At 30.2% G+C, this 22,373-nt stretch carries 23 protein-coding genes; 15 read left to right on the forward strand and 8 right to left on the reverse strand.

Annotation, left to right across the window (positions count from 1 at the left end; genetic code table 11):
- Positions 1 to 22: 22 nt before the first annotated feature.
- The 7 genes from BLW23_RS20625 to BLW23_RS20655 all read right to left on the reverse strand — a co-directional run bounded on the left by BLW23_RS20625 (position 23) and on the right by BLW23_RS20655 (position 6,733).
- Entirely contained in the window at positions 23 to 1,351 is a 1,329-nt protein-coding gene (locus tag BLW23_RS20625) for a beta-1,3-glucanase family protein (RefSeq protein ID WP_093673483.1), read from the reverse strand.
- A gap of 76 nt (positions 1,352 to 1,427) precedes the next feature.
- Positions 1,428 to 1,823, reverse strand: a complete 396-nt coding sequence (locus tag BLW23_RS20630; RefSeq protein ID WP_093673485.1) for a DUF1842 domain-containing protein — start codon at positions 1,821 to 1,823, stop codon at positions 1,428 to 1,430.
- A 147-nt stretch (positions 1,824 to 1,970) separates the two neighbouring features.
- A complete protein-coding gene (locus BLW23_RS20635; RefSeq protein ID WP_176829898.1) occupies positions 1,971 to 2,360 on the reverse strand; it encodes a DUF1842 domain-containing protein in 390 nt (129 codons plus the stop codon).
- 412 nt (positions 2,361 to 2,772) lie between these two features.
- Entirely contained in the window at positions 2,773 to 3,519 is a 747-nt protein-coding gene (locus tag BLW23_RS20640; RefSeq protein WP_093673489.1) for a LytR/AlgR family response regulator transcription factor, read from the reverse strand.
- Positions 3,512 to 5,290 carry an ATP-binding protein gene (locus BLW23_RS20645; RefSeq protein ID WP_093673491.1) on the reverse strand — a complete coding sequence of 593 codons (1,779 nt, stop codon included), beginning with the start codon at positions 5,288 to 5,290 and terminating at the stop codon, positions 3,512 to 3,514. The genes BLW23_RS20640 and BLW23_RS20645 overlap by 8 nt, the downstream gene beginning before the upstream one ends.
- Before the next feature lie 80 nt (positions 5,291 to 5,370).
- The gene (locus BLW23_RS20650; protein ID WP_143032246.1) at positions 5,371 to 5,817 is read right to left on the reverse strand and encodes a hypothetical protein; all 447 of its coding nucleotides are present in this window, start codon (positions 5,815 to 5,817) and stop codon (positions 5,371 to 5,373) included.
- Positions 5,818 to 5,989: 172 nt separating this feature from the next.
- On the reverse strand, positions 5,990 to 6,733 hold the full coding sequence (locus tag BLW23_RS20655) for a Bax inhibitor-1/YccA family protein (protein ID WP_093673495.1): 744 nt from the start codon (positions 6,731 to 6,733) through the stop codon (positions 5,990 to 5,992).
- A 46-nt stretch (positions 6,734 to 6,779) separates the two neighbouring features.
- On the opposite strand from BLW23_RS20655, the gene ruvC reads away from it, so the two are divergent.
- The 13 genes from ruvC to BLW23_RS20730 all read left to right on the forward strand — a co-directional run bounded on the left by ruvC (position 6,780) and on the right by BLW23_RS20730 (position 20,813).
- The gene (ruvC, locus tag BLW23_RS20660) at positions 6,780 to 7,337 is read left to right on the forward strand and encodes a crossover junction endodeoxyribonuclease RuvC (RefSeq protein WP_093673497.1); all 558 of its coding nucleotides are present in this window, start codon (positions 6,780 to 6,782) and stop codon (positions 7,335 to 7,337) included.
- 13 nt (positions 7,338 to 7,350) lie between these two features.
- Positions 7,351 to 8,670, forward strand: coding sequence for a hypothetical protein (locus BLW23_RS20665; protein WP_093673499.1), 1,320 nt, complete (start codon positions 7,351 to 7,353; stop codon positions 8,668 to 8,670).
- A 2-nt stretch (positions 8,671 to 8,672) separates the two neighbouring features.
- Positions 8,673 to 9,812, forward strand: a complete 1,140-nt coding sequence (gene hemW / locus BLW23_RS20670) for a radical SAM family heme chaperone HemW (protein ID WP_093673501.1) — start codon at positions 8,673 to 8,675, stop codon at positions 9,810 to 9,812.
- Positions 9,813 to 9,826: 14 nt separating this feature from the next.
- Positions 9,827 to 10,582: a cyclase family protein gene (locus BLW23_RS20675; RefSeq protein ID WP_093673503.1), complete on the forward strand. Its 756-nt coding sequence runs from the start codon at positions 9,827 to 9,829 to the stop codon at positions 10,580 to 10,582.
- Positions 10,583 to 13,369: 2,787 nt separating this feature from the next.
- On the forward strand, positions 13,370 to 14,191 hold the full coding sequence (locus tag BLW23_RS20685; protein WP_176829899.1) for a zinc metalloprotease: 822 nt from the start codon (positions 13,370 to 13,372) through the stop codon (positions 14,189 to 14,191).
- Between the two features lie 360 nt (positions 14,192 to 14,551).
- Entirely contained in the window at positions 14,552 to 15,373 is an 822-nt protein-coding gene (locus BLW23_RS20690) for a zinc metalloprotease (protein ID WP_176829900.1), read from the forward strand.
- Positions 15,374 to 15,618: 245 nt separating this feature from the next.
- On the forward strand, positions 15,619 to 16,854 hold the full coding sequence (locus tag BLW23_RS20695; protein WP_093673511.1) for an MDR family MFS transporter: 1,236 nt from the start codon (positions 15,619 to 15,621) through the stop codon (positions 16,852 to 16,854).
- A 213-nt stretch (positions 16,855 to 17,067) separates the two neighbouring features.
- Complete coding sequence (locus BLW23_RS20700) at positions 17,068 to 18,378, forward strand: tyrosine-type recombinase/integrase (protein WP_093673513.1); 1,311 nt, start codon at positions 17,068 to 17,070, stop codon at positions 18,376 to 18,378.
- A gap of 6 nt (positions 18,379 to 18,384) precedes the next feature.
- Positions 18,385 to 18,756 carry a hypothetical protein gene (locus BLW23_RS20705; protein ID WP_093673515.1) on the forward strand — a complete coding sequence of 124 codons (372 nt, stop codon included), beginning with the start codon at positions 18,385 to 18,387 and terminating at the stop codon, positions 18,754 to 18,756.
- Positions 18,757 to 19,193: 437 nt separating this feature from the next.
- A complete protein-coding gene (locus BLW23_RS20715) occupies positions 19,194 to 19,433 on the forward strand; it encodes a hypothetical protein (RefSeq protein WP_093673519.1) in 240 nt (79 codons plus the stop codon).
- A 247-nt stretch (positions 19,434 to 19,680) separates the two neighbouring features.
- Entirely contained in the window at positions 19,681 to 19,863 is a 183-nt protein-coding gene (locus tag BLW23_RS20720) for a hypothetical protein (RefSeq protein ID WP_093673521.1), read from the forward strand.
- The gene (locus BLW23_RS20725; RefSeq protein ID WP_093673523.1) at positions 19,850 to 20,635 is read left to right on the forward strand and encodes a hypothetical protein; all 786 of its coding nucleotides are present in this window, start codon (positions 19,850 to 19,852) and stop codon (positions 20,633 to 20,635) included. Before BLW23_RS20720 ends, BLW23_RS20725 begins: the two co-directional genes overlap by 14 nt.
- Positions 20,628 to 20,813, forward strand: coding sequence for a hypothetical protein (locus BLW23_RS20730; RefSeq protein WP_093673525.1), 186 nt, complete (start codon positions 20,628 to 20,630; stop codon positions 20,811 to 20,813). The genes BLW23_RS20725 and BLW23_RS20730 overlap by 8 nt, the downstream gene beginning before the upstream one ends.
- Here the strand turns inward: BLW23_RS20730 and BLW23_RS20735 are convergent, their stop codons facing one another.
- On the reverse strand, positions 20,814 to 21,206 hold the full coding sequence (locus BLW23_RS20735) for a hypothetical protein (protein WP_093673527.1): 393 nt from the start codon (positions 21,204 to 21,206) through the stop codon (positions 20,814 to 20,816). It lies immediately after the preceding gene.
- A 91-nt stretch (positions 21,207 to 21,297) separates the two neighbouring features.
- Here BLW23_RS20735 and BLW23_RS20740 point away from each other — a divergent pair, with 91 nt between their 5' ends.
- Positions 21,298 to 21,624, forward strand: a complete 327-nt coding sequence (locus tag BLW23_RS20740) for a hypothetical protein (protein ID WP_093673529.1) — start codon at positions 21,298 to 21,300, stop codon at positions 21,622 to 21,624.
- A gap of 372 nt (positions 21,625 to 21,996) precedes the next feature.
- Positions 21,997 to 22,359, forward strand: coding sequence for a helix-turn-helix domain-containing protein (locus BLW23_RS20745; protein WP_093673532.1), 363 nt, complete (start codon positions 21,997 to 21,999; stop codon positions 22,357 to 22,359).
- The last annotated feature ends 14 nt before the right edge of the window (positions 22,360 to 22,373 follow it).

A 22,373-nucleotide genomic window follows, 5' to 3' on the forward strand; every position in this document is an offset into this window, starting at 1 on the left:
TTATTTCTTGAATAATTATTTTTTACTCTGAAGTATTTACATCGTAAAAAGAAATAGTTAATGTATTCACCTTAGCAGGATCAAGTGAAACTTGAACTGCCGAGAAACGATCGGAGTATGCAAAATTGTAGGCTTGAGACAATCCTTGTAATGCCGCTGCATATTGATTGTAAAATGCATCATTACTTTGAAGATTACTAAACAATGATGTATTTGGTATTTGACTAAACCATTCACTACTCGTCATTGTTCCTGCCATTGTGCCTCCAAAAGATGTAATTGATCCAATTGCACCAATATTAAACCCTGCTAATAGATCACCAGTAATCCAACCATACACGTCATTCGCTGGGTTCTGTTTTGCTGCACCATTTAGTGAGAACATTGCATTTGCTCCATAAATCCCATCAGGATTTATTAAATCTTCTTTTTTATATAAAAGAGTTGTTTCTACTCCTCCTATTTTACCAGTTAGCGTAATATCTAAACTCTCATCAATAGATGCCGTTAAATCATAATTCTGCGCACTCTGAGATCCCGTTGGTGGTACATTCGGCCCTACTCCATTAAAATGCCCTGCTATTTTAGCGATAACTCCATTTCCTAATCCTTTAATAGAAACAGCATTATTTTTAGAATTTGTTCCAAAATTTTCATTTAAATAAGTTAAATAAGCCGCAAACAAATGATATGGTGTTACAGGTACACCTCCAATTGGTGGATAAGAAGATGGTCCTATAATTCTAGCGAAACCTGATCCTGGTTGATTCGGGTTTTGGGTAAACTTTCCTGGAACCAAAGCAGGAAGTGCATTACTTAATCCAGATTTCGGCGTTGAAGTTAACTTATCTAACCTTTTATAAACCTCACTAGACGTTACTCCCTGCTTTAAACCATAATCAATTTGCACTGGAATTAATCCATCTAAAGAAGTTTCTAATTTCATTGGAATACTCCAGTAATCTATACTTGTTAAATCCGCAACATCTGTTGAAGCACCATTAAAAGTTAACTCCATTTTGTCATATCTTAAAAAGAAATTTGGATCGGTAATATTTTGAGCTGGTTCATAATAAGGATCCAAAACTTCCCAAGGCTGACCATAACAAATATAAATTCTACCGCTAAAGTGTTTCATTTGAACTCCACTCTGCAACTGTTCTAAGGTTAACCAGTTTCCTTTTCCTTTTTCTGCATTTAACGGCTGAACCTCTACCTCTAAAGGTTCAAATTCACCTGCATGGTAACTTATATCAAATTTATCATTGGTACTTCCAGGAACAAAACCAATGTAAATGTCTTTATGGGCAACATCACTCCCTTTCGAAAATTTTACAGTTAATACATTCATAATAGTAATAGTTAAGGTTAAAAAAATTAAAAAAGCTCCAAGTAATACTACAAAGAGCTTACTAGTAAACTATATTTTATAGTTTAAAAACATCTGCTTTCACAGGAACTCCCTCTTCATGTTTCCCTAAGAAAGAGAACCCTCCTTCGCCATTCCAGTCTGCCTTTAAAGCCATGTTCGCTTCAAAAGACAATTGAAGTGGAGCATCCTTTATATCGGCAGGAATGTTTCCTGTTATATGCAATACTCTTACAATTTCTCCCACTCCAGCAGCGTAAACAGTACCAGACACTTTACCTACATATGTCTTTTTATCAGTTCCATCACTAATTCTTACAGTTCCACTTACTGTATGATCATCTGGATGCACTAATAATGAAAAATTAACGATGGTTGCTAAAAGGTTAGGAACAAATCCCATGGTACCCTTGTAATAAATTGTTTCTACTGCGGTGTTTGTTGATGTAGTCATACTATACTTTTTTGTTGATTGTTAAACGGGATAGCAATATATTCTGCTAATACAATTGCTATTCCTGCTTTATTTATAAAAGGTTTCAAATTCCTCCACGTTTGATATAGTGGTTACCTCTCCACTCTATTGAAATTGAAATTGAGATTAAGATCTAACTTCTACTGGTAAATTTTCGTAATGCTTACCTCGGAAATTAAAACCTCCTAACCCCTTACTATTAGCTTCTAAAGCAAAATGAGCATTAAATGGAAATACTATAGTAGATATAGCATCATTTGAAGGAATTGCCCCTTCCAAAGTGATTACTTTTGTGAAAGCCCCATAGCCCGTAGCATAAACAGTCCCTTTAACATTTCCTACATATGGTTTTTCTACTGGAGGATTCATATGAATACGAACAGTTCCATGTACTTGATGAGTTTCTTCATCAACTATTAAATTGAAGTTTACGTAAGAGCCATTTAAATTAACTAAGCTTCCTAAAGTTCCTTGCATCGTTTGTACGTTAGTAGTAATTTCAGTTTGAGTTGACATAATATTTGGTTTTTGTTTCCTACTCATTAGGCTTTTCGGATTCCGCCTCGTTTGATGTAGTGGTTGCTGCTCCACTTTAAAAGGTCGTGTTTTTGTTTTCTTAAAAACATCAAACACCTTACATTTCTGAGGTAAAAGTATCTCAGAATTGAAGGCTTATTATTTAAAATGGAATAAGAGCAGGATTGATTTCCATAAAATAGAGAATCTATGGAACGAAGTTTTTAAGCGTTCATTATAATCTTAAATGCTGAATTGCGAATCTTGAATGGTAAGTTGTATGCTCTTAAATATTAAATTTTAAGCACTGAGTTAAGAATTACTTGGAAATTAGAAATCAACAACGATATTTCTAGATTTACATCTTCAACTTTAAACTTTAGACTTTGGACTTTGGACTTTAGACTCTCCCCTACTTTAAAGTTCTAACTTTTTTAATAATATCCTTATAACGATCGCTCAAAGTAACTTTATGATTTCCTGATACAAGAATCAAATTATCGGCAGGAACTATCTCTATAATTTTCTCAATATTAACAATAAAGTTTCGGTGCGTTCTTGCAAAAATGGCATTATCGAGAAGGGTTAGTAGTTTGGTAAGGGAAATAAGAATAACAAACTTTTCTTTCTCTGTAATAATATTGCAGTATTTTTCTTCTACTTCAATGTAGATAATCTCTTTTATTTGAACTTTTTTGAGAGACTTCCCTTTTTTAATAAACAAATAGTCACTGCTTATAACTGTATCTTCTTCTTCCGTTATAAAGACATCTTCTTGATCATAAAACTTTTCAACTGCCATTTCTATGGCGTACAAAACTTCGAGTTCGTTAAAAGGCTTCATTAAGAAACTAAAAGGTTGCGTGAGTTTTGCTCGCTCAAAGATTTTACGATCTGTACTACTCGTCAAAAAAACAAAAGGTTTGGAAGCTTCAGGTACGGTATTAATGGTTTCTGCAAAAGTAATTCCATCAGGAACACCATTCAAAAAAATGTCGATTATTACAATGTCTACCTTTACCTTATAATATAAAGCCAAGGCTTCTTTAAAACTAGGTGCAACACCAGACACGCTATAATTATTGGCTTCAAGCACTTTAACTAAGCGATCACTTTCCTGAGGAGTGTCTTCAATAATTAAAATATTTACATTATCCATTAAGAGGTATTTTAGGTAAAGATACAATCATTTTAGTACCTTTTCCTAATTCACTCTCAATATCAAATTTTCCATTATTTTTAGTAATCATCGATTTACATAATTGCAGTCCTAAACCAGTTCCAATAACATCTTCATGCTCTTTTTTATTTAAAAGAACATTATCTTCCAATAGCTTCAAGCGAGTCTCTTCACTCATTCCTAAACCAGTATCTTCAATCACCAAATCGCAATAATTTTCCGAAGTGTTTCTGGTATATATTTTAATACTTCCTCTAGTTTTAGAAAACTTAATCGCATTATCTAATAAATTTCTCAACACTATTTTCAAAGACTCCTGATCGGCGTAAACAACGTTTTTTTTAGACACCGTGTTTTCAAATGAAAGTTCTTTTTCTAATAATAAAGGTTGATAATTATAAGATACATGCTCTGCGATAATAAACAAGCGTTGTTTTTCTATATAAAAGTACTGTTGTTTGGTTTGTAGCAAAGCCCAATTCAACAAATTATCTAACAATCCATAAGCTCCATTAACAATGGCACTGTTTTTTTTAAGTAAATCTTCTAAAGCAATGAGGTTTTTCGATTCTAAATTAGACACCAGTATTTTATTACTGTTTTTCAAAGCATTTACGGATGATCTTAAATCGTGACTAACGATTGAAAAAAGTTTGTCCTTTGTTGCATTTAACTCATCTAAAGTTTCCTTTTGTTCCGTGATAATTCTATTATTTTTCACTTTTTCACGATAAAAATAAAGGCTTCCTCCCAAAAGGATTAATAGACCGACTGCCGAATATAAAAAGATATTTCTTTGTGTTTCTTGAAGTTCATTTTTTATATGTAAAAGATCTACTTCTTTCTGTTTTTGTTGGACTGCGAACTCTTTTTCTTTTTCTGCCACAGCGTATATTGTATTTTGATTATTCAGAGAATCTACCCATCTTTCCATCTCTTTTCTATAAACCAAAGCTTTATTAAAGTTTTTCCGGTTTTCTTCAACAACTGCCATATTTTTAGAAGATATTCTTCTGTTCTTAAAAATTAATCTTTTCTTATTATTTAACTGAGAACGAGTTAGATCATTTTGATTAATTTTTAGCTTTTTAGATAAACTATAAGCCTTCTCAAAATAAGGTATTGCTAAATCATCTTTATACTGCTCATAATAAAGATTTGCTATATTACCATAAGCTCCAATTAAATTCAAAGTATCTTTATTTTTTTCCTTATAGAGAATACTTTCATTTAAATACTTTTCAGCTTTATCAAATTTCTTCAAATACAAATAACATAACCCTAAGTTATGAATTATTGAGTTTTTATTGACCAGTATTTTTTTTCTATTTGGAGCATTCATTACATTTTGAAAAAAAACAACAGCTTTTTCAAATTTATTTTTCTCTAAAGCTATATCTCCTAAAGACAAAAATTTCAAAATATTAAATTCAAAATTGTTTGATATCAATTCAAGCTCCCTTTTAGCTTGATTAAAAACTTTCTTTCGTTTAAAGCTATACCCCCTAAAAAAATGGCAATAATCCAATAATCTTGATTCGTTCTTATCTCTTATTAATTGTTTATTTGAATATACTAGAACTGAATCCCATTCTCTAAGCTTAAAAAAATTAAATGCTTTTTTGAAATCAAGTTGATCGAAATAAACGGAAATTTCTATCTCAATATGATCTACATAAAGTTTATCTTTTTGCTGACCAATTAGACCGTTACATAAAAAGAAAAAAAACAGATAATATAACCTGATCATAAATGTTTAAAAACACTAAAATATAAAAACCTTGTTTAAAAAAACAAGGTTTTTATATTTAAAAAGCAAAGCATATTTATTTACGAATGTTCTACTGTTGTCTCCGTTCCTCTAGACCCTTCTGGATCATCATCCCAAGTATATACTTTTACTTTGGTTATACCTAATTGTTGATAATTAACACCTGAAGTTGAAAACGAAATCCCATAAGGATATTGAGTATTCGATTTTTTTGGTGAGGCATTATGCGATATATAAAAAGCTAATTTATTCGAGTTAGTTTGCAAAACATTAACTTGAAAGTTTACATCGTTTCCATTTTTGGAATTCGGAATATAAATAAAAGCTGAAACATTTATATTTCCATTTTCATCAAAAGAAGCCATTGCCAAAGGTGCTAAAGGTTTAGAGCTTGCTGTAAAGCTTGATAATCCTGCCCCAAAGACTATCTGAGCATTCATATTTGTAGCTTGTGAAACTATAGTTAATTTTTCTCCTGGAATTGAAATCGTTGGTGTTGTTCCCATAACTAATAATTTAAAGTTAGAATTATACATTTTTCTTGTTCATATAAACAAGAGTTCATTTTGTTTTTCTCTATACCAAAGAAAACAATAAAATAATACGCAAAGCAAAAAAAAGGGATTAAATAAGTTTTTATCAGCACAAAGACAGTTTTTCATGGAACAAAGAACTTTCTTACCTCCAATAAGCAAGTTTCCTTAGTAATCGTAACACCTCAACATACAACCAAATAAGTGTTATTAAAAATCCCCATGTAGCTAACCATTCTCTACTTTTTGGAGCTTTTCCTACATATCTGTGAATATAATCAAAGTCTAATAATAAGCTTAAAGATGCTACTATCGCTGTAATAATATTAAAAACAATTGCATACCATGAGTTTCCCCATAAAAACGGAATTGTAATACCAAATAGCCAAAAACACCAACCAATAAAATACAACATAAAAATACTCAAGGATGCCGTAATAATTATTGCTCTAAATTCTCTAGTTACGCGTATCAAACGAAACTTATATAGAAAAAGCATTGCAAAAAATGTTACTAGAGTCGTTACTATGGCTTGGAATGGTAAATTTGGAAAACGTTTATGAGCATAAGCGCTTATTCCTCCTAAAAAAAATCCTTTAGCCAAAGCATATATAGGTAACATGTATTTTGCCGAACTATGTTTATAAGAAATGAACACACTGCAAAACACCGCTACCAGAGCTCCTATTGATGTATACCACTTAACACTTACACCATTAAAATAAATATGCCAAGTATAAAAAGCTGTCATACAAACCAATAATAACATCAAAAAACATTTAAAAACGATACCTGAAATTGACATTCTATTTTTAGAATGATAACTCGATCTTTTCCAAAAATAACTGGTAAATGCAGGGTTAGAAGTTCTTAAACCGAAGACACTCATTAACGATATAATTGATTAGTTTTGTATTTGTTCAAAGTACAAAAATTTGAAGACAGAAAAAATAATATTAGGTATTGATCCAGGTACTACCATTATGGGATTCGGGATTATTAAAGTGGTTGGTAAGAAAATGGAATTCGTTCAAATGAATGAATTACTCTTAAAAAAATACGCGGATCCTTATTTGAAATTAAAACTTATTTTTGAAAGAACTATTGAACTCATTGACACCTATAATCCTGACGAAATTGCGCTAGAAGCTCCTTTCTTTGGGAAAAATGTGCAATCGATGTTAAAATTGGGACGAGCTCAAGGAGTTGCTATGGCTGCTGGACTTTCCCGCGAAATTCCAGTAACGGAATATTTACCTAAAAAAATAAAAATGGCAATAACTGGTAATGGTAATGCCAGTAAAGAGCAAGTTGCTCTAATGCTAAAGTCTTTGTTAAACCTAAAAGAAATCCCTAAAAACTTAGACGCCACTGATGGATTGGCTGCAGCGGTATGTCATTATTACAACTCAGGAACAAAAGTGGGCGGGAAAAACTATACAGGATGGGCTGCATTTGTAAAACAGAACGAAAATAAAGTTAATAAATCTTAAAGGTTTTATAGGTATGAATTTTGAAAAAGCATATAAATGGCTTGTTAAGGAAGGTAGAAAAGAATACCTATTGAAAGATAACTACAAGGAAAACAAATATTTATTTTTTAAAAGTGCTAAACAAGGTTTTATATTCGAACAGAATAGGTTTAGAGAAAATAGTATTTCAGAAGAGACTTTTCTTATCAAAGATATAGAAGAAGACCTTGAGGTAAACATAACTAAAAAAATATTTTTAAAACATAATTCTAAATTTTATCATTTTAAAACACTTCTTTTTGACGAGGAGAAAGAAAAGTTTTATAAATGTATTTTGCCTTCTCATCCCAAATTATTTGATTTCTTAGGAGTTATTGAAGAGGAAAAGTTAAGTATTAACATTAGTAAAAGTAAAAAAGTTTTAGTTGTAGTTAAAGAAAATTATGACAATGACTCATATTCAAAAAAAAGATTAACTATAAAAACCTATGGAAGGGTAACTCTTAAAGCTTTTAAGCATATTGTAAATTCTATTATTCTTAGTTTGGGATATCTTACAGGATCTTTTTTAAGAGGAGAGAAATTTTATTTTCAATCGGATAATTTAGATTTTTCTGAAGTTGAGTTTTTATTCAGAAATTCTCAGGAAAACATATTGAGTTATTTAAAACCTATAAGCAACAATATAAAAGGAAGTTATGATCGTTTTATTGATCATAATACGAGTTTAGAAAAATTTAACTCAAAAATAACGACTAAACAGTTTGAAGTTTTAGTCAATAAAGTCTTTAATGAGAAAATATTTTATTTGAGTCTTTCTTTAATTAGAGATACCGTTGTTTCAGGGGTTTTAACACGACCTATTATTCTTTACCCAGCTTTTGAAAGTTTGTGTAAGACAATTAATCAAAGAAAAATTAACGAAAAAGACAAAATATTGAAAGAATATAGATGTCTAGAAATCCTCAAAAGATACAAAGATGAAATTAGCCAAGAAGATTTTCTAAGTATTAAAGATGCTTTAAAACCGATTAACACTCCAGTATACCAAAATACTTTTATAAGATTAGGACAAGAAATTAGTGAAGAAGACAGGAAGGTTTTTTGTCTAAGAAATAAACTATTGCATGGTAGTTTTACAACTAAAACTAGTAATAGAATATCTAATGAAAGTGATATTGTAGAATTAAATTTACTGTATTTGTCTTATTATTATCACATCTACACACTAATTTCTAGAATAATTTTACAAGAAATAGGCTTTAAAGGGTACGTAATTCAGCAGCATCAATTGAGGAAAAATATGACGAATCAAAATGATTTAGAAGAAAAGTTATTTATAGAAATTAAATAACAATGGCAGGAATTTACATACATATCCCATTTTGCAAACAGGCGTGTCACTATTGTGATTTTCATTTTTCGACATCATTAAAAAATAGAGATGAGTTGTTGGATTGTCTAATAAAGGAGTTAATCTTAAGAAAAGATGAGTTAGCCAATGAAACCATTGAAACTATTTATTTTGGAGGCGGAACTCCTTCTTTATTAGCTATTGGAGAAATTGAACTATTAATCAACATAATACGTCAATATTATGAGGTAATAGATCAACCCGAAATTACTTTAGAAGCCAATCCTGATGATTTATCTGAAGATAGAATTAAGCTATTATCACTTTCTCCAGTAAATAGATTGAGTATTGGAATACAATCATTTTTTGAAGAAGATTTAAAAATGATGAATCGTGCCCATAATGCCGAAGAAGCAAAGAACTGTCTTTCAATGGCAATTCGCCACTTCGATAATATTACTATCGATTTAATCTACGGGGTTCCTAATATGAGTAACAAAAGATGGAAGGAGAACCTACAAATCGCTTTTGATTTTGGAATCAATCACATTTCTTCCTATGCTTTAACCGTTGAACCTAAAACGGCTTTAGATACTTTCATTCGAAAAGGAAAATATCCTGCTCCTGAGGAAAAAGTAGCACGAGAGCATTTTGAAATTTTGGTTAACGAAACAGAAAAAAAAGGCTTCGTACACTATGAAATATCTAATTTCGGAAAACCTAATTACTTTTCACAACACAACACCAGTTATTGGCTTGGTAAAAAATACATAGGTATTGGTCCTTCTGCTCACTCATTCAATAAAAGCCATAGAAGTTGGAATATTGCCAACAACAATAAATATATTAAAGAAATACAAGCCAGTAAGCTTCCAAATGAAAAAGAAAAACTAAGTATAGAAGATCGCTTTAATGAATATTTAATGACAGGATTGAGAACTATTTGGGGACTATCACTATCGAAGATAAAAGAAGATTTTGGTGAAAGCAATTATTTAAAACTTATGTTAAACTCTCAAAAATTCATAGATGAAGGACTACTAATCATTGAAACAGATTCTATCGATCATAAAATACTTAAAACCACTAAAAAAGGAAAATTTTTAGCAGATGGACTGGCTAGTGATTTATTTATAATTTAATTATTTTTACTTCAATGAAGACAACCATCGAATACCTAAAAAAAAAATATACCATTGACTTATCTCAACCACTAGATATCTCAATCCCAATTGATGTTTCAAAACAATGCTTAAACGCTTGGTATATTGATGATCCAAAAATATCGCCTGTTGCTTTAGGTAATTGGACGGGAAGTATTGAAAAAGGCGCTGATGTTAACTTTAACAATATAGCTTTTAATCCACATGCGCATGTCACCCATACAGAATGTGTAGGCCATATTACAAAAGAATTTTATTCAATTAATAAGAATCTAAATACCTATTTCTTTCTTGCCGAAGTAGTCAGCATCACTCCGAAGGAAATGCCTAACGGTGATTTCGTCATTAATAGAAAAGTACTAAAATCGCTGATTGATGAGAAAGAAGTTGAAGCCATTATCATCAGAACCTTGCCTAATACAGATAAAAAGAAAACATATAGGTATTCAAATACGAACCCTCCTTATCTACTTCAAGAAGCTGCTGAATATTTAAAAGAGAAAGGGATTAAACATTTGCTAATAGACCTTCCTTCTGTTGACAAAGAAAAAGACGATGGTAAACTACTTTCTCATAATTCCTTTTGGAATACTGAAGGAGTGATTAGGTTAAATGCTACCATTACCGAATTTATATATGTTCCAAACAATATTAAAGATGGTTCTTATTTCGTAAACCTCATGATTGCTCCTTTTGAAAATGATGCAAGCCCAAGTAAACCTATCTTATATAAAATACATACCCCTTAAACAATGTAGCCTGTCCAATGACAGGCTAAATCGTTAAACGAATATTTAAAATAATGTTCCTTAAAACCCAATTGTACAATTGTTTTGAGTAGGTGTAGGATTGTTATGTAATGTTACATAAACATATGTTAATTGGGTTAAGTGTGTACGCTTTTAGGTTGTTTTTCTACGCTTGTAGAAGTGTATCCTCGCAAATGTTTCTTTTTAGGGATCTCTTATCTGTTAACCGAGATTTACTTTATGTTTCATCTACACTTCAAAGATATAAAACACTTAAATCCTTGCTATTAAAAAAAGTTGACTGACATTCTCGACGCGATTAGCCGCATATAAATATCGACGAACGGCTTTCATCGAAAACACATAAATGACACCTTTTAAACTATGAATGGTTGTTTTTTGACTATAAAAAGCATTTAAAACTACTCGCCACCTATATTTAGAGCTCTAAAACATCGATGAACGGTATCGGTGAACGGTGAATGTCAGCAAATCGCTATTTAAAACACCTAACAAACTCAAAACCAAACTATAACTATCTCTATCCGAGTATACAGGGTATCTAATTTAAATTATTTCAAAAACTTTAGGTTTGGGAATTAAACCTTTATTAGCATAAAGCTTTAAAAGAATAACTGGGAAAAAATATAGAAGAAAAAGGATTATCGAAAGACAACTCTCATAACAATTTAAACATAAAATTGTTTTAAAGTATAGGTGAGTTTAATGATATTATTTGTAACTCTCTCATTAAAGAGTAATGCATATATGCTATAAACTAACGTAGTATCTGTGTTAATTGTAGATTTTTTTTGTAAATGTTTCTTTTTAGGGATCTCTATCTGTTCGGCGAGATTTACTTTATGTTTCATCTACACTTCAAAGATAGCGAGCATTCAAACATATTTATTTAAAGATAGGCGATTCACCTCTTTATAAAGATTAGTAGAACCAGTAAAGAGACAAAATGTTTACAAATACACACAAATAACCTATTTTTAATTACAAACAACAATTAAACATGTATGAATTGCATTGTTGAAAGAATTTTAAATTATGTTAATTACTAAAATTCGAATTAACTCAAGCATAAACCTTCAATAAAACGCGTTCAGAAAATAATAACTAAAAAACATAATTATAGGCTAGTTCAGACGAAAAATAAAATTTAAAATTAAAGAGAAAGATAAAATTTGTTGGAATAAAAGAAGAGCATTATTAAATGCTCTTTAAAGACTCTGTGCACAGAATGATTTTAATAAGTAGGTTTAGCAATGTAATATTATACAAACATAGTTTCGAGTAAAGCAGCATGCTTTTAATTACTATTTTTTAACACTTGTAGAATGTTTTGTAAATGTTTCTTTTTAGGGATCTCTATCTGTTCGGCGAGATTTACTTTATGTTTCATCTACACTTCAAAGATATAGAGCTTTCAAACATATTTAACTAAAGATAGGTGATTCGCATATTTGTAAAGATTAGTTGAAGCAGCTCAAAGACAAAACGTTTACAAATACACACAAATAACCTATTTTTAATTACAAACAACAATTAAATATGTATGAATTGCATTGTCGAAGGAATTTTAAATTATGTTAATTACTAAAATTCGAATTAACTCACGCATAAACCTTCAATAAAACGCGTTGAGAAAATAATAATTAAAAAACATAATTATAGGGTAGTTCAGACGAAAAATAAAATTTAAAATTAAAGAGAAAGATAAAATTTGTTGGAATAAAAGAAGAGCATTATTAAATGCTCTTTAAAGACTCTGTGCACAGAATGATTTTAATAAGTAGGTTTAGCAATGTAATATTATACAAACATAGTTTCGATTAAAGTAGCATGCTTTTAATTACTATTTTTTAACACTTGTAGAATGTTTTGTAAATGTTTCTTTTTAGGGATCTCTATCTGTTCGGCGAGATTTACTTTATGTTTCATCTACACTTCAAAGATATAGAGCATTCAAACATATTTAAGTAAAGATCGGTGATTCGCGTATTTGTAAAGATTAGTTAAATCAGCAAATAGACAAACAGTTCAAAAAACAAGTAAATAACCTATTTTTAATTATGAAATACAATTAAAAATGTATGAATTGCATTTCAAGAAACATTTAAGCTCATAACAATTACCAACATTGAAATTAACTCATATCGAAACTATCTATAAAACAAACTCAAAAAGTAATAACTAAAAAGCATAATTAATCGGATTAGCTCAGACTAAAAATACAATCCAAAAATTAAGAAAAAGATAGAATTTATTGGAATAAAAAAGGAGCACTATTAAATGCTCTTTAAAGGCTCTGTGCACAGAATGATTTTAATAAGTAGGTTTAGCAATGTAATATTATACAAACATGGCTTCAAGTAAAGTAACATGCTTTTAATTACTATTTTTTAACACTTGCAGAATGTTTTGTAAATGTTTCTTTTTAGGGATCTCTATCTGTTCGGCGAGATTTACTTTATGCTTCACTTACAACTTAAAGATACCATAGACATTTTAGACTTCTAAACAATTTAACCCTTGATGAGCACTTAAAGGATTTAACAGTTTTAATGATAGAAAGACTTGTTTATTGTGATAACATTCACTTTTCTTTAACCATTATCGCAATTGAAACTTTATAGATTCGTCAAAACATATGCAATAACCATGAATATAAAAAATTTCCCCTGCTACATTAGTATTATTATTTTATCACTATTACTCTTTTCTTGTTCTAAAGATGATAAACCAACCACTCCTCCCATAGATTGCAACAAACCCAAAATGAAAATACCAATTATTGTCCATGTAGTAAATTATGCTCCTGATCCATTTGAAATTAGTGATGAAAAAATAAAATCTCAAATTGATGTTTTAAATAAAGACTTCAGAAAACTAAATAACGATTGGCAAAAAACACCTAATCTTTTCATTGATCTTGTAGCTGACATTCAAATAGAGTTTTATCTGGCAACCACCGCTCCCGATGGAACTCCTACCACAGGTATTATTAGAAACGAAAGTGACTTAATCAGTGGTGATGGACAAAGTCTTGACCCAAACCATGATATAGAAGACCTTCATTTATACTTTACTGAAAAAGGAGGTCAAGATGCCTGGCCTAAAGATAAATATCTTAATATTTGGATTGCCGATTTCACGGATCGTAACGGAGAACTTGCACGTGTTGGATATGCTAACCCACCAGGAAGTGACTCTAGAAAAGACGGTATTGTCATTGACCCAAGAGCCTTTGGATTGTTACCTCCTTTAGATGAAAATCACACCCTTGGTAGGACTGCCACTCACGAAATTGGGCATTGGTTAAACTTGATACATACATTTGGACGAAATGATGCTTGCGAAAATACCCCGGAAGATGGTGATTATGTAGATGACACTCCTTCTCAATTTGCTTCAAGTCATGGTAAACCCACCTTTCCCAGAGTTTCTTGTGGTTCTATTGATATGACTATGAATTATATGGATTATAGTGATGATGATTCTATGTATATGTTTACGAAAGGACAAAAAGAAAGAATGTGGGCATTATTTGCCGAAGGAGGACTCAGAAGAAAACTCTTTGAGAACTGTCGTTTAAATTAATTTTCAGTTTTTATAAAACCTGCATCTATACTACAAAGTGTATTTTATACGACATATATACTTTAAGATATTATGAATAATCAATCTATTTTTTAAGTTATGATTAAAAGCTCTTTTATTCTTAACTAATTGACTGCCGAATAAAACAATTTTCAATGAAAATATATTATGATAACCTTCACTTTTCTTTAACTATTATCATTATTGAAACTTTATAGATTCGTCAAAACATATGCAATAACCATGAATATAAAAAAAATTCCCCACTACATTAGTGTTATTATTTTATCACTATTACTCTATTCTTGCTCTAAGGATGATAAACCAAATTCTCCTCCCATAGATTCGAATAAACCCAAAATGAAAATACCAATTGTTGTTCATGTGGTAAATTATGCTCCAGATCCATTTGAAATTAGTGATGAAAAAATAAAATCTCAAATCGAGGTTTTAAATAAAGACTTTAGAAAACTAAATGACGATTGGCAAAAAACACCTAATATCTTCATTGATCTTGTAGCTGACATTCAAATAGAGTTTTATCTGGCAACCACTGCGCCCGATGGAACTCCAACCACAGGTATTATTAGAAACGAAAGTGACTTAATCAGTGGTGATGGAAAAAGTCTTGACCCCAACCCTGTTATAGAGGACCTTCCTTTATACTTTACTGAAAAAGGAGGTCAAGATGCCTGGCCTAAAGATAAATATCTTAATATTTGGATTGCTGACTTCATCGATCGTAATGGAGAGATTGGATTTGCTGGATATGCCAATCCACCAGGAAGTGACTATAGAATAGATGGTGTTGTCATTGATCCCAGAGTTTTTGGACTATTACCTCCTTTAGATGAAAATCACACCCTTGGTAGAACAGCCACTCATGAAATTGGGCATTGGTTAAACTTGATACATACATATGGAAAAAATGGTGCTTGTGAAAACACCCCAGAAAATGGTGATTATGTAGACGACACTCCTTCTCAATTTGCTTCAAGTCATGGTAAACCCACCTTTCCCAGAGTTTCTTGTGGTTCTATTGATATGACTATGAATTATATGGATTATAGTGACGATGATTCTATGTATATGTTTACGAAGGGGCAAAAAGAAAGAATGTGGGCATTATTCGCTCAAGGAGGACTCAGAAGAAAACTCTTTGAGAACTGTCGTTTAAATTAATTTTTAGTTTTTGTAAAACCTATTCATTTTTTTTATAAGTTTGAAGTTCAATTACAGCAAAAGAAATAATTATAATGACAATTTTTAATACATATAAACAATGTTCTACTGTTAAGTACAGGAGTAAACGGACCTTTTATGTATTATGATTATCTATAAATAAGATATAAACTATTATAAAGAGTCCGACTTCACAGTCGGACTCTTTCTTTTTTATTATACAATCAATTTTTAATTCAAACACTATGAAAAAACTCTATTTTAACTATTTAAACAACTTTAAAGGCCTCTCAAAAGAGGTTTGGTGGTTAGCTTTGATCACACTGATCAACAGAGCTGGAACTATGGTGATACCTTTTTTATCACTTTACTTATCGAAAAATTTAAACTTTTCGTTAAAAGAAGTTGGTTGGATTATGACTTGCTTTGGATTAGGATCTGTTGTTGGATCATGGCTTGGAGGAAAATTAACCGATAAAATTGGCTTCTACAAAGTAATGAAGGCCAGTTTATTTCTAACGGGACTTCTTTTTATTTTGTTACAATTTGTAACTTCTTTTACTGGAATTTGTTTAGGAATATTTTTAGTAATCCTCGTTGCTGATACATTTAGGCCTGCCATGTTTGTCGCTTTAAGCGCATATAGTAAACCTGAAAATAAAACGCGCTCAGTAACTTTAATTCGTTTGGCCATAAACCTTGGTTTTTCTGCGGGGCCAGCAGTCGGTGGAATTATTATCACTACATTAAGTTATAGTGGTTTATTTTGGGTCGATGGAATTACCTGTATCCTTGCTACTTTTTTATTGATAAATGTATTACATCCGAAAAAGGCAAGGGTTGTTGACGAGGTTAAAAATGAAAACCCCGTTTCAATATTTAAGGATCGTGCATTTTGGATATTTTTCGCCAGTATGTTAATGTTTGGAATTGTATTTCTACAATTCTTATCAACATTGCCTTTATTTTATAAAGATGCACACCACCTCACTGAATACCAAATCGGATTGTTAATGGGGTTGAATGGGGTTATTATTGTAGTTCTTGAAATGCCGTTAATATCGTGGTTAGAGAAAAGTAAATTCTCTAAAGAAATCCTCATGTTTGTCGGTTTGTTTTTAACTGGATTAAGCTTTATTGTTTTAAATTTAGCTAGTTGGACAGAGATATTAGTAATCAGTATGATTTTAGCAACTGTAGGAGAAATGATCGCCTTTCCTTTTTCAAATGCCTTTGTATTAGAACGAGCAAAAAAAGGAAATCAAGGAGAGTACATGGCATATTATAGTATATCCTTTTCAGTATCTCATATTTTCGCGCACAATTTCGGAATGCAGTTTGTTGATGTTCATGGATTTGTAGATACTTGGAACATTATGATTTTACTTTCTGCCATAGGAATGGTATTGATTTTAATACTTATAAAAATGATTAAAAAAGAAAAAAATGAACTTAAATCAAGTAACACTGCCCTCAGTTAATCTTCTAAAGGCAGTAGCATTTTATAAAAAACTAGGCTTGCATCTCATTGTAGATGCAAATTTTGACTAAATTAATTCTTTTTTGATACTTTAATAATATTTTTATATTTTTGACAATAGAAAAGAATTAACAAAGAATCACACGGAACATTACTCTTTTAGTGTGTCGTCAAAATGGCGTAATTTTTTTCTTAACAACAAAACAATATTAATATGGCAACTATCAATTTCGAATTACTTGGAAAAAGTAATCCATCCAATATCTACTGTCGTTTTGTTCATACCCGAAATTATCAATTCAGGGCAAGGGTTAATATTTTCATTAACCCTAAATTTTGGAACTCAAAACAACAAAAAATAAAAAATGTTTTAGAAGTAAAAAACAAAAATATTATAAATAAAAAACTAAACCTTCTAAGACAACATATAATAGACAGTTTTAACGAATGTTACTCCGAAGGAGTCTTAATAGACAAGCATTGGTTAGAAATCCAAATAAAAGATTTTTTTCAAAGGCCTCAACAAGAAAAAGAAAACAAAACCATTAATGATTATAAAATTTACTTTATACATTTTTCCAAATGGTGGATGACCGAAAAATCCGAAAAATGGAGAACAAAATCGGGAAAACCAATGTCAAGTCGATCACTATCTTCATATAATCAATTTATTAAACTTTTCGAGGATTTCGTTGTATTTACCTTCCCTAACAAAAAGATTATGATTAGGAAATGTGGCCATGAAACACTTGAACAGTTTATTCAATTTCTTAGCAACCTAAATTACTCAACTAAGACCATCGACAGACACAAAACTAGATTCCGTTTTTTTATAAATAGAGCTCTTGAAGAAAAACTAGAAATAAATTCGAGCTATTCCAACAAAGTTCATATTCCTAGGCAAAAAGAAATTCTTGATCCTATTTTAAACACAGGTGAGTTACGTAAAATTTTTAATATGGAAATTAAAAATGAAGCTCTTGATAATGCACGAGATAACTTACTAATTGCAGCATGGACAGGGCTTCGTATTTCAGACTTTAACAAGAAACTCTCAGAAAACAATATTATTAACAATGATTTTATACAAATACGAACCACAAAGACAGATAGCGAGATTATAATTCCTTTACATCTAACGGTAAAAAAAGTACTAGAAAAACGTAATGGAAAACTTCCTAAAAAGGTCAATAATGCTCTTTTCAATAAACAAATCAAAAAAGTATGCGAACTAGCTGGTTTAGATGAAAAAATGGAAGGAAGCATTTATAAGGTTCTTGATTCGGGTGAAAAACGAAATGTTCGGGGTTGGTATAAAAAATATGAATTAGTAACTTCGCATATAGGACGGAGATCATTTGCTACCAATCATTATGGAAAAGTCAAGGACGAAGTAATAATGGAAATTGCATCATGGAAAAGCAAAACAATGATGTTGAAATACGTAAATAAGCTTCCAATGGAACACGCTATTGAACTCAAAGAATATTGGGAACAAGTATCTAACAAACCGATAATAAAATAAACAATAATGAACAATAAATCAGACGGAGAAATTTTAAATGAAGTAATGCAAGAGCTAGGTATAACCAACGCTAGTCATTTTGCTAGAGAATTAGGCTATGCCAATGGCTCTGCTATTTCAAATATTCTCAGGGGAGAGTCAGGAAAGTACATCTCTGAAAAACTAATCACCAAAATAACCAATAGGTATCCTTTAGTTGAAGAGTTTTATCTTAGAAAAGGAGAAGGAAGTGTTTTAAAAGAGAAAGTTTCTTTGGAATCGCATTCAATAAATGATTCCAATTATACATTAAATGATTTACCCACTTTAATAGCCGAATTAATTAAAGAACAAAAAAGAACCAACGAACTTTTAAGTGAATTTGTGAACAAGAACTAACCAGAGATATCTTTTTAGTTTTAATCTTTAATGTTATTTTTACTTTCTAACCAAAAAGTAAAATGAAATTAAAAACTAAAAAAATAATTGCAAGGGAATTTCTTATCCTGTTATTTACCTTAACGACATCAGCCTTAATAGCTGTCTTGGAAATAATTATTAACGATCGTGATTTTCGTTTTCCTTATTATTTTCAACTAGTTCTTGTAGTCTTAATTGTAATATCAATACCAGTATTTATTTTAAGGTATGTTTATTACTCAGTTAAATGGGGACTAAAAAATTTAGAAAAGGTTGAAGATAACATTCAAAATGAAACTTTGAAACATAAAAAATCATACAGCTATATTGGCATTATACTCTTCTGTCTATTTATAATTCTGTGCTTCCTTTTATTTTTTCAAATAACAAAATAAACAAAAACCAATACTAACAAAATGAAAACACTAACTATTACTACCTTATTTTTACTTCTATCGAGTAATTCAATACTCTTAAAAGAACAAAACACCTCTGTTCAAATAAAAATAGATCCAGAAAAGGATTGCCCAGAAAACGACCGAAATTGCAACGGTATTCCAGATTTAAACGAAAAATATCAAAAAACTTGCTCGTTTTACGGATATCCGCAAAGGAAATCAGTAAATAATTTTTACTTTTTGGGTTTTGAATTCTGACAACAAGAAACGACCTAGGGAAACCACTTAAAGCATATAGTAAAAACCCTTAGAAACAATGTTAAAATGTTAAAATTGACATTATAATATTGTTTTAAACCATAAATTTGAAAAAAACACAGAAAAAATAGCTTCTTACGCGGAATTAAAAGACCTAATAATACATAATTCTTATGAAGACATAGACTGTTAATTCATTTATTATTTACTTTGTTTAAAATTAGATAAATTATTAAAACAAAGTAATATGAAAAAATTATTAGCAGTTGCCGTATTAGTATTAGGAACATTATTATTTAACTCTTGTACAGAAGATAACACGCTTGAAGAATTAGAAACAAGAAATGAAACAGAACAAGAAATTCAACTTATTGACCCAGTTGAAGTTGGAAACCCTGGGACTGACCCATCCGATGATGAAGAAGGTTAGTATTATTGCAATAATACTATTCACTCTTTTAGTTTCATCAGGGACTTTTTTTCATTATTTTCAAAAAAAAATTCCTGATGAATTAGCCAAGCATAAAAAATCGTTTAAAAAAGAAATTAAGGAAGCCAAAATAAATGCTTTAATTGAACTTAAAGATAAATTAGTTACCAATGAAATATCAAAAGAGGTATTTGCTGTAAAATTTGATGAGTCTTTAAGGAACAGTAATAAAAAAGAAAAGACGTACTACAAAAAAAAGGCAGAAATCAAATCGAAATATTCATATTTTAATTTTTACTCAGCAAGGCAATTTACTTTTACTCTATTTTTAATTCTTCTTGGGTTTTATGCCTCAATAATAAGCATTATTTCTAGCTACAGTAAAGACATCCAATTAAATAAAATAATAAGAAAAGCGTCATATCTAACAGGAAGTATTTCTTTATTTTGGATTTTTTGGGTATTCTTTAATGATCTCATTAATCTTAATCAAAAAAACTATTTCTATCTTTTTTTAATTACTAGTTTTATTGCAACATTTATCATTTTTAAAGCGATTAAATTTATTGTTAATAGAAAAATATCAATCCAAAACTTAGTAGATTTTATATATAGAACAAGAAACAAACACTACCCAGAAGTAGCTTCAAAAGCACTTTATGCAGAAATCCATGATAAAGCCTTAAAGAACGGTGAAAGCATAGAAAAAATTAGTAATAAATTCGAAAATGATCTCTTAGATACCTTAGAAAAAGTTGCAGATAATGAATGATTTGATTAGAAGATATAACATTTACAAGAAGTTAAAAGAAAAAGGTTACACTAAAGAAATTAATGAAGATTTCTTTGAGAAAAGTATACATGATCTTAATATAGAAAAACTAGAAAAAGAAAAGGAAAGACTTGAAAATAAACTCGTTGATAATATCACTAAACTAATAAATCAATAGTTAATTCTTGACCTCTTTTAACCTTCTCTCAACAATCTTATTAGCCTCTTCTAAAACAGACTTATCAAATAAGACTTTCATTAATTCTTCCTTATTAAATTCATTTGGATTATTAACAATATACGTGCTAATTTGGTGAGAAGTAAATTTTTCTAATCCTTTAGTATATTCAACATTCTTCTCATTGATTTTATCATCAATTTCTAATAAATCATTGTAGAACTCAATAATTACTTCTTTCGTTTTCCTTCTTGGATTCTCCACTACACCTTCAAAAACCTTTCTTAATCCAGTCTGACTCTGCCCTGAAAACTTATGAACTTCATAAGCCGTAACCCCCTTATCAATAAGGTGTTTCAAAGCATTTTCAAAAGTTTTATCTATTGTTTTCATAAAATTAACACAAAAAGTTAACTAAAGTTTTGTAAAGTGACACAAAGTGTACTATATTTGTTTTAACAACAATAACAAAAGTATAAAAAAAATGGACACTCTTGCTACTTATAATTTAATATTAACACATAAACAGTTATTAAGTTCGAAACAGTTAGAGCTAAATGGTTTAGAACAAACTAACTTCAATTTGTTCATTACAAGCTTCCAAGAGCTATCTAAAAAATCAAATCAACAAATTGAAATTTTCTTAACGTTAAACAATACGGCCAGAAACATCAATTCTCTTGTTTCAGTTACTGAAGCATTAAAACACAATTTTGACACCTTAAAGGTTTTCATCTCAGAAAAACCAATTAACAATATTAACACGGATTATTCATCCGTTGATTTTAAGAAGTTTGGAACTACCGATTAAAATTTGTAGCCCAACATTTTTGTTTAGTTGTTGAGGAGGGGTTTGTCTCCCCTCCATCTTTTAAAACCAATAATTATGGATGATTTTTTAAATGAATTACAAAATAGCAGCTACTTAAGAATGATAAGTTCAACCCTTATCGTATCAAACGCACTCTCATTGTACTTAATAAGTGTCCTTTACTCACAAAAAAAAGGCATAAAGAAGCAACTCAAAAGTAAATATAGAATCAAAAAAATAAATAACAATTAAGATTTTGGTTAGTTAAAAAGGAGATAAAAGTAGATAAAAAAGGACTTTAAACACATATTCTGGGGCAGCCTACTCCCCTTCTCCTTTTTCTTTCAACCAAAAAGCAACAAAAACAAAGACATGGACAAAAAAGAAACATTTTCACCTAATAACTTATCTGTATCTCTTGACTTATCGGACAAGTTTACTCACACATTAGCTCAAGAAGTACTTAAACAAGGTAAAAAGAACCTCATTACTACGATTACCGCTAAGGTAATAGAGATAAAAAAATCTGAAATTCTAGAACCCGTATTTACTATAAAAGAAATAGCTAAAAACACCAAAATATCAATATCAACAATACGTCGTCATATAGACCACGGTTATCTAAAAGCCTTCGGTCCTGGTTCACAAAACCGCATTACAGCTTCAGCATATAAAGACTACATAAATGGTAGATATGAAGACTCAGAAGAGTTAATGAATACTCTATTACAATAAACATAAAAAATTAA

The organism is Tenacibaculum sp. MAR_2009_124, assembly GCF_900105455.1.
Classification (GTDB): Bacteria; Bacteroidota; Bacteroidia; order Flavobacteriales; family Flavobacteriaceae; genus Polaribacter.

Excerpts from the sequence above, each read along its gene's own strand:
- BLW23_RS20625 (WP_093673483.1), bottom strand. The coding sequence starts at position 1,351 with ATGAATGTATTAACTGTAAAATTTTCGAAAGGGAGTGATGTTGCCCAT.
- BLW23_RS20630 (WP_093673485.1), bottom strand. The coding sequence starts at position 1,823 with ATGACTACATCAACAAACACCGCAGTAGAAACAATTTATTACAAGGGT.
- BLW23_RS20635 (WP_176829898.1), bottom strand. The coding sequence starts at position 2,360 with ATGTCAACTCAAACTGAAATTACTACTAACGTACAAACGATGCAAGGA.
- BLW23_RS20640 (WP_093673489.1), bottom strand. The coding sequence starts at position 3,519 with ATGGATAATGTAAATATTTTAATTATTGAAGACACTCCTCAGGAAAGT.
- BLW23_RS20645 (WP_093673491.1), bottom strand. The coding sequence starts at position 5,290 with ATGATCAGGTTATATTATCTGTTTTTTTTCTTTTTATGTAACGGTCTA.
- BLW23_RS20650 (WP_143032246.1), bottom strand. The coding sequence starts at position 5,817 with ATGGGAACAACACCAACGATTTCAATTCCAGGAGAAAAATTAACTATA.
- BLW23_RS20655 (WP_093673495.1), bottom strand. The coding sequence starts at position 6,733 with ATGAGTGTCTTCGGTTTAAGAACTTCTAACCCTGCATTTACCAGTTAT.
- BLW23_RS20665 (WP_093673499.1), top strand. The coding sequence starts at position 7,351 with ATGAATTTTGAAAAAGCATATAAATGGCTTGTTAAGGAAGGTAGAAAA.
- hemW (WP_093673501.1), top strand. The coding sequence starts at position 8,673 with ATGGCAGGAATTTACATACATATCCCATTTTGCAAACAGGCGTGTCAC.
- BLW23_RS20675 (WP_093673503.1), top strand. The coding sequence starts at position 9,827 with ATGAAGACAACCATCGAATACCTAAAAAAAAAATATACCATTGACTTA.
- BLW23_RS20685 (WP_176829899.1), top strand. The coding sequence starts at position 13,370 with ATGAAAATACCAATTATTGTCCATGTAGTAAATTATGCTCCTGATCCA.
- BLW23_RS20690 (WP_176829900.1), top strand. The coding sequence starts at position 14,552 with ATGAAAATACCAATTGTTGTTCATGTGGTAAATTATGCTCCAGATCCA.
- BLW23_RS20695 (WP_093673511.1), top strand. The coding sequence starts at position 15,619 with ATGAAAAAACTCTATTTTAACTATTTAAACAACTTTAAAGGCCTCTCA.
- BLW23_RS20700 (WP_093673513.1), top strand. The coding sequence starts at position 17,068 with ATGGCAACTATCAATTTCGAATTACTTGGAAAAAGTAATCCATCCAAT.
- BLW23_RS20705 (WP_093673515.1), top strand. The coding sequence starts at position 18,385 with ATGAACAATAAATCAGACGGAGAAATTTTAAATGAAGTAATGCAAGAG.
- BLW23_RS20715 (WP_093673519.1), top strand. The coding sequence starts at position 19,194 with ATGAAAACACTAACTATTACTACCTTATTTTTACTTCTATCGAGTAAT.
- BLW23_RS20720 (WP_093673521.1), top strand. The coding sequence starts at position 19,681 with ATGAAAAAATTATTAGCAGTTGCCGTATTAGTATTAGGAACATTATTA.
- BLW23_RS20725 (WP_093673523.1), top strand. The coding sequence starts at position 19,850 with ATGAAGAAGGTTAGTATTATTGCAATAATACTATTCACTCTTTTAGTT.
- BLW23_RS20730 (WP_093673525.1), top strand. The coding sequence starts at position 20,628 with ATGAATGATTTGATTAGAAGATATAACATTTACAAGAAGTTAAAAGAA.
- BLW23_RS20735 (WP_093673527.1), bottom strand. The coding sequence starts at position 21,206 with ATGAAAACAATAGATAAAACTTTTGAAAATGCTTTGAAACACCTTATT.
- BLW23_RS20740 (WP_093673529.1), top strand. The coding sequence starts at position 21,298 with ATGGACACTCTTGCTACTTATAATTTAATATTAACACATAAACAGTTA.
- BLW23_RS20745 (WP_093673532.1), top strand. The coding sequence starts at position 21,997 with ATGGACAAAAAAGAAACATTTTCACCTAATAACTTATCTGTATCTCTT.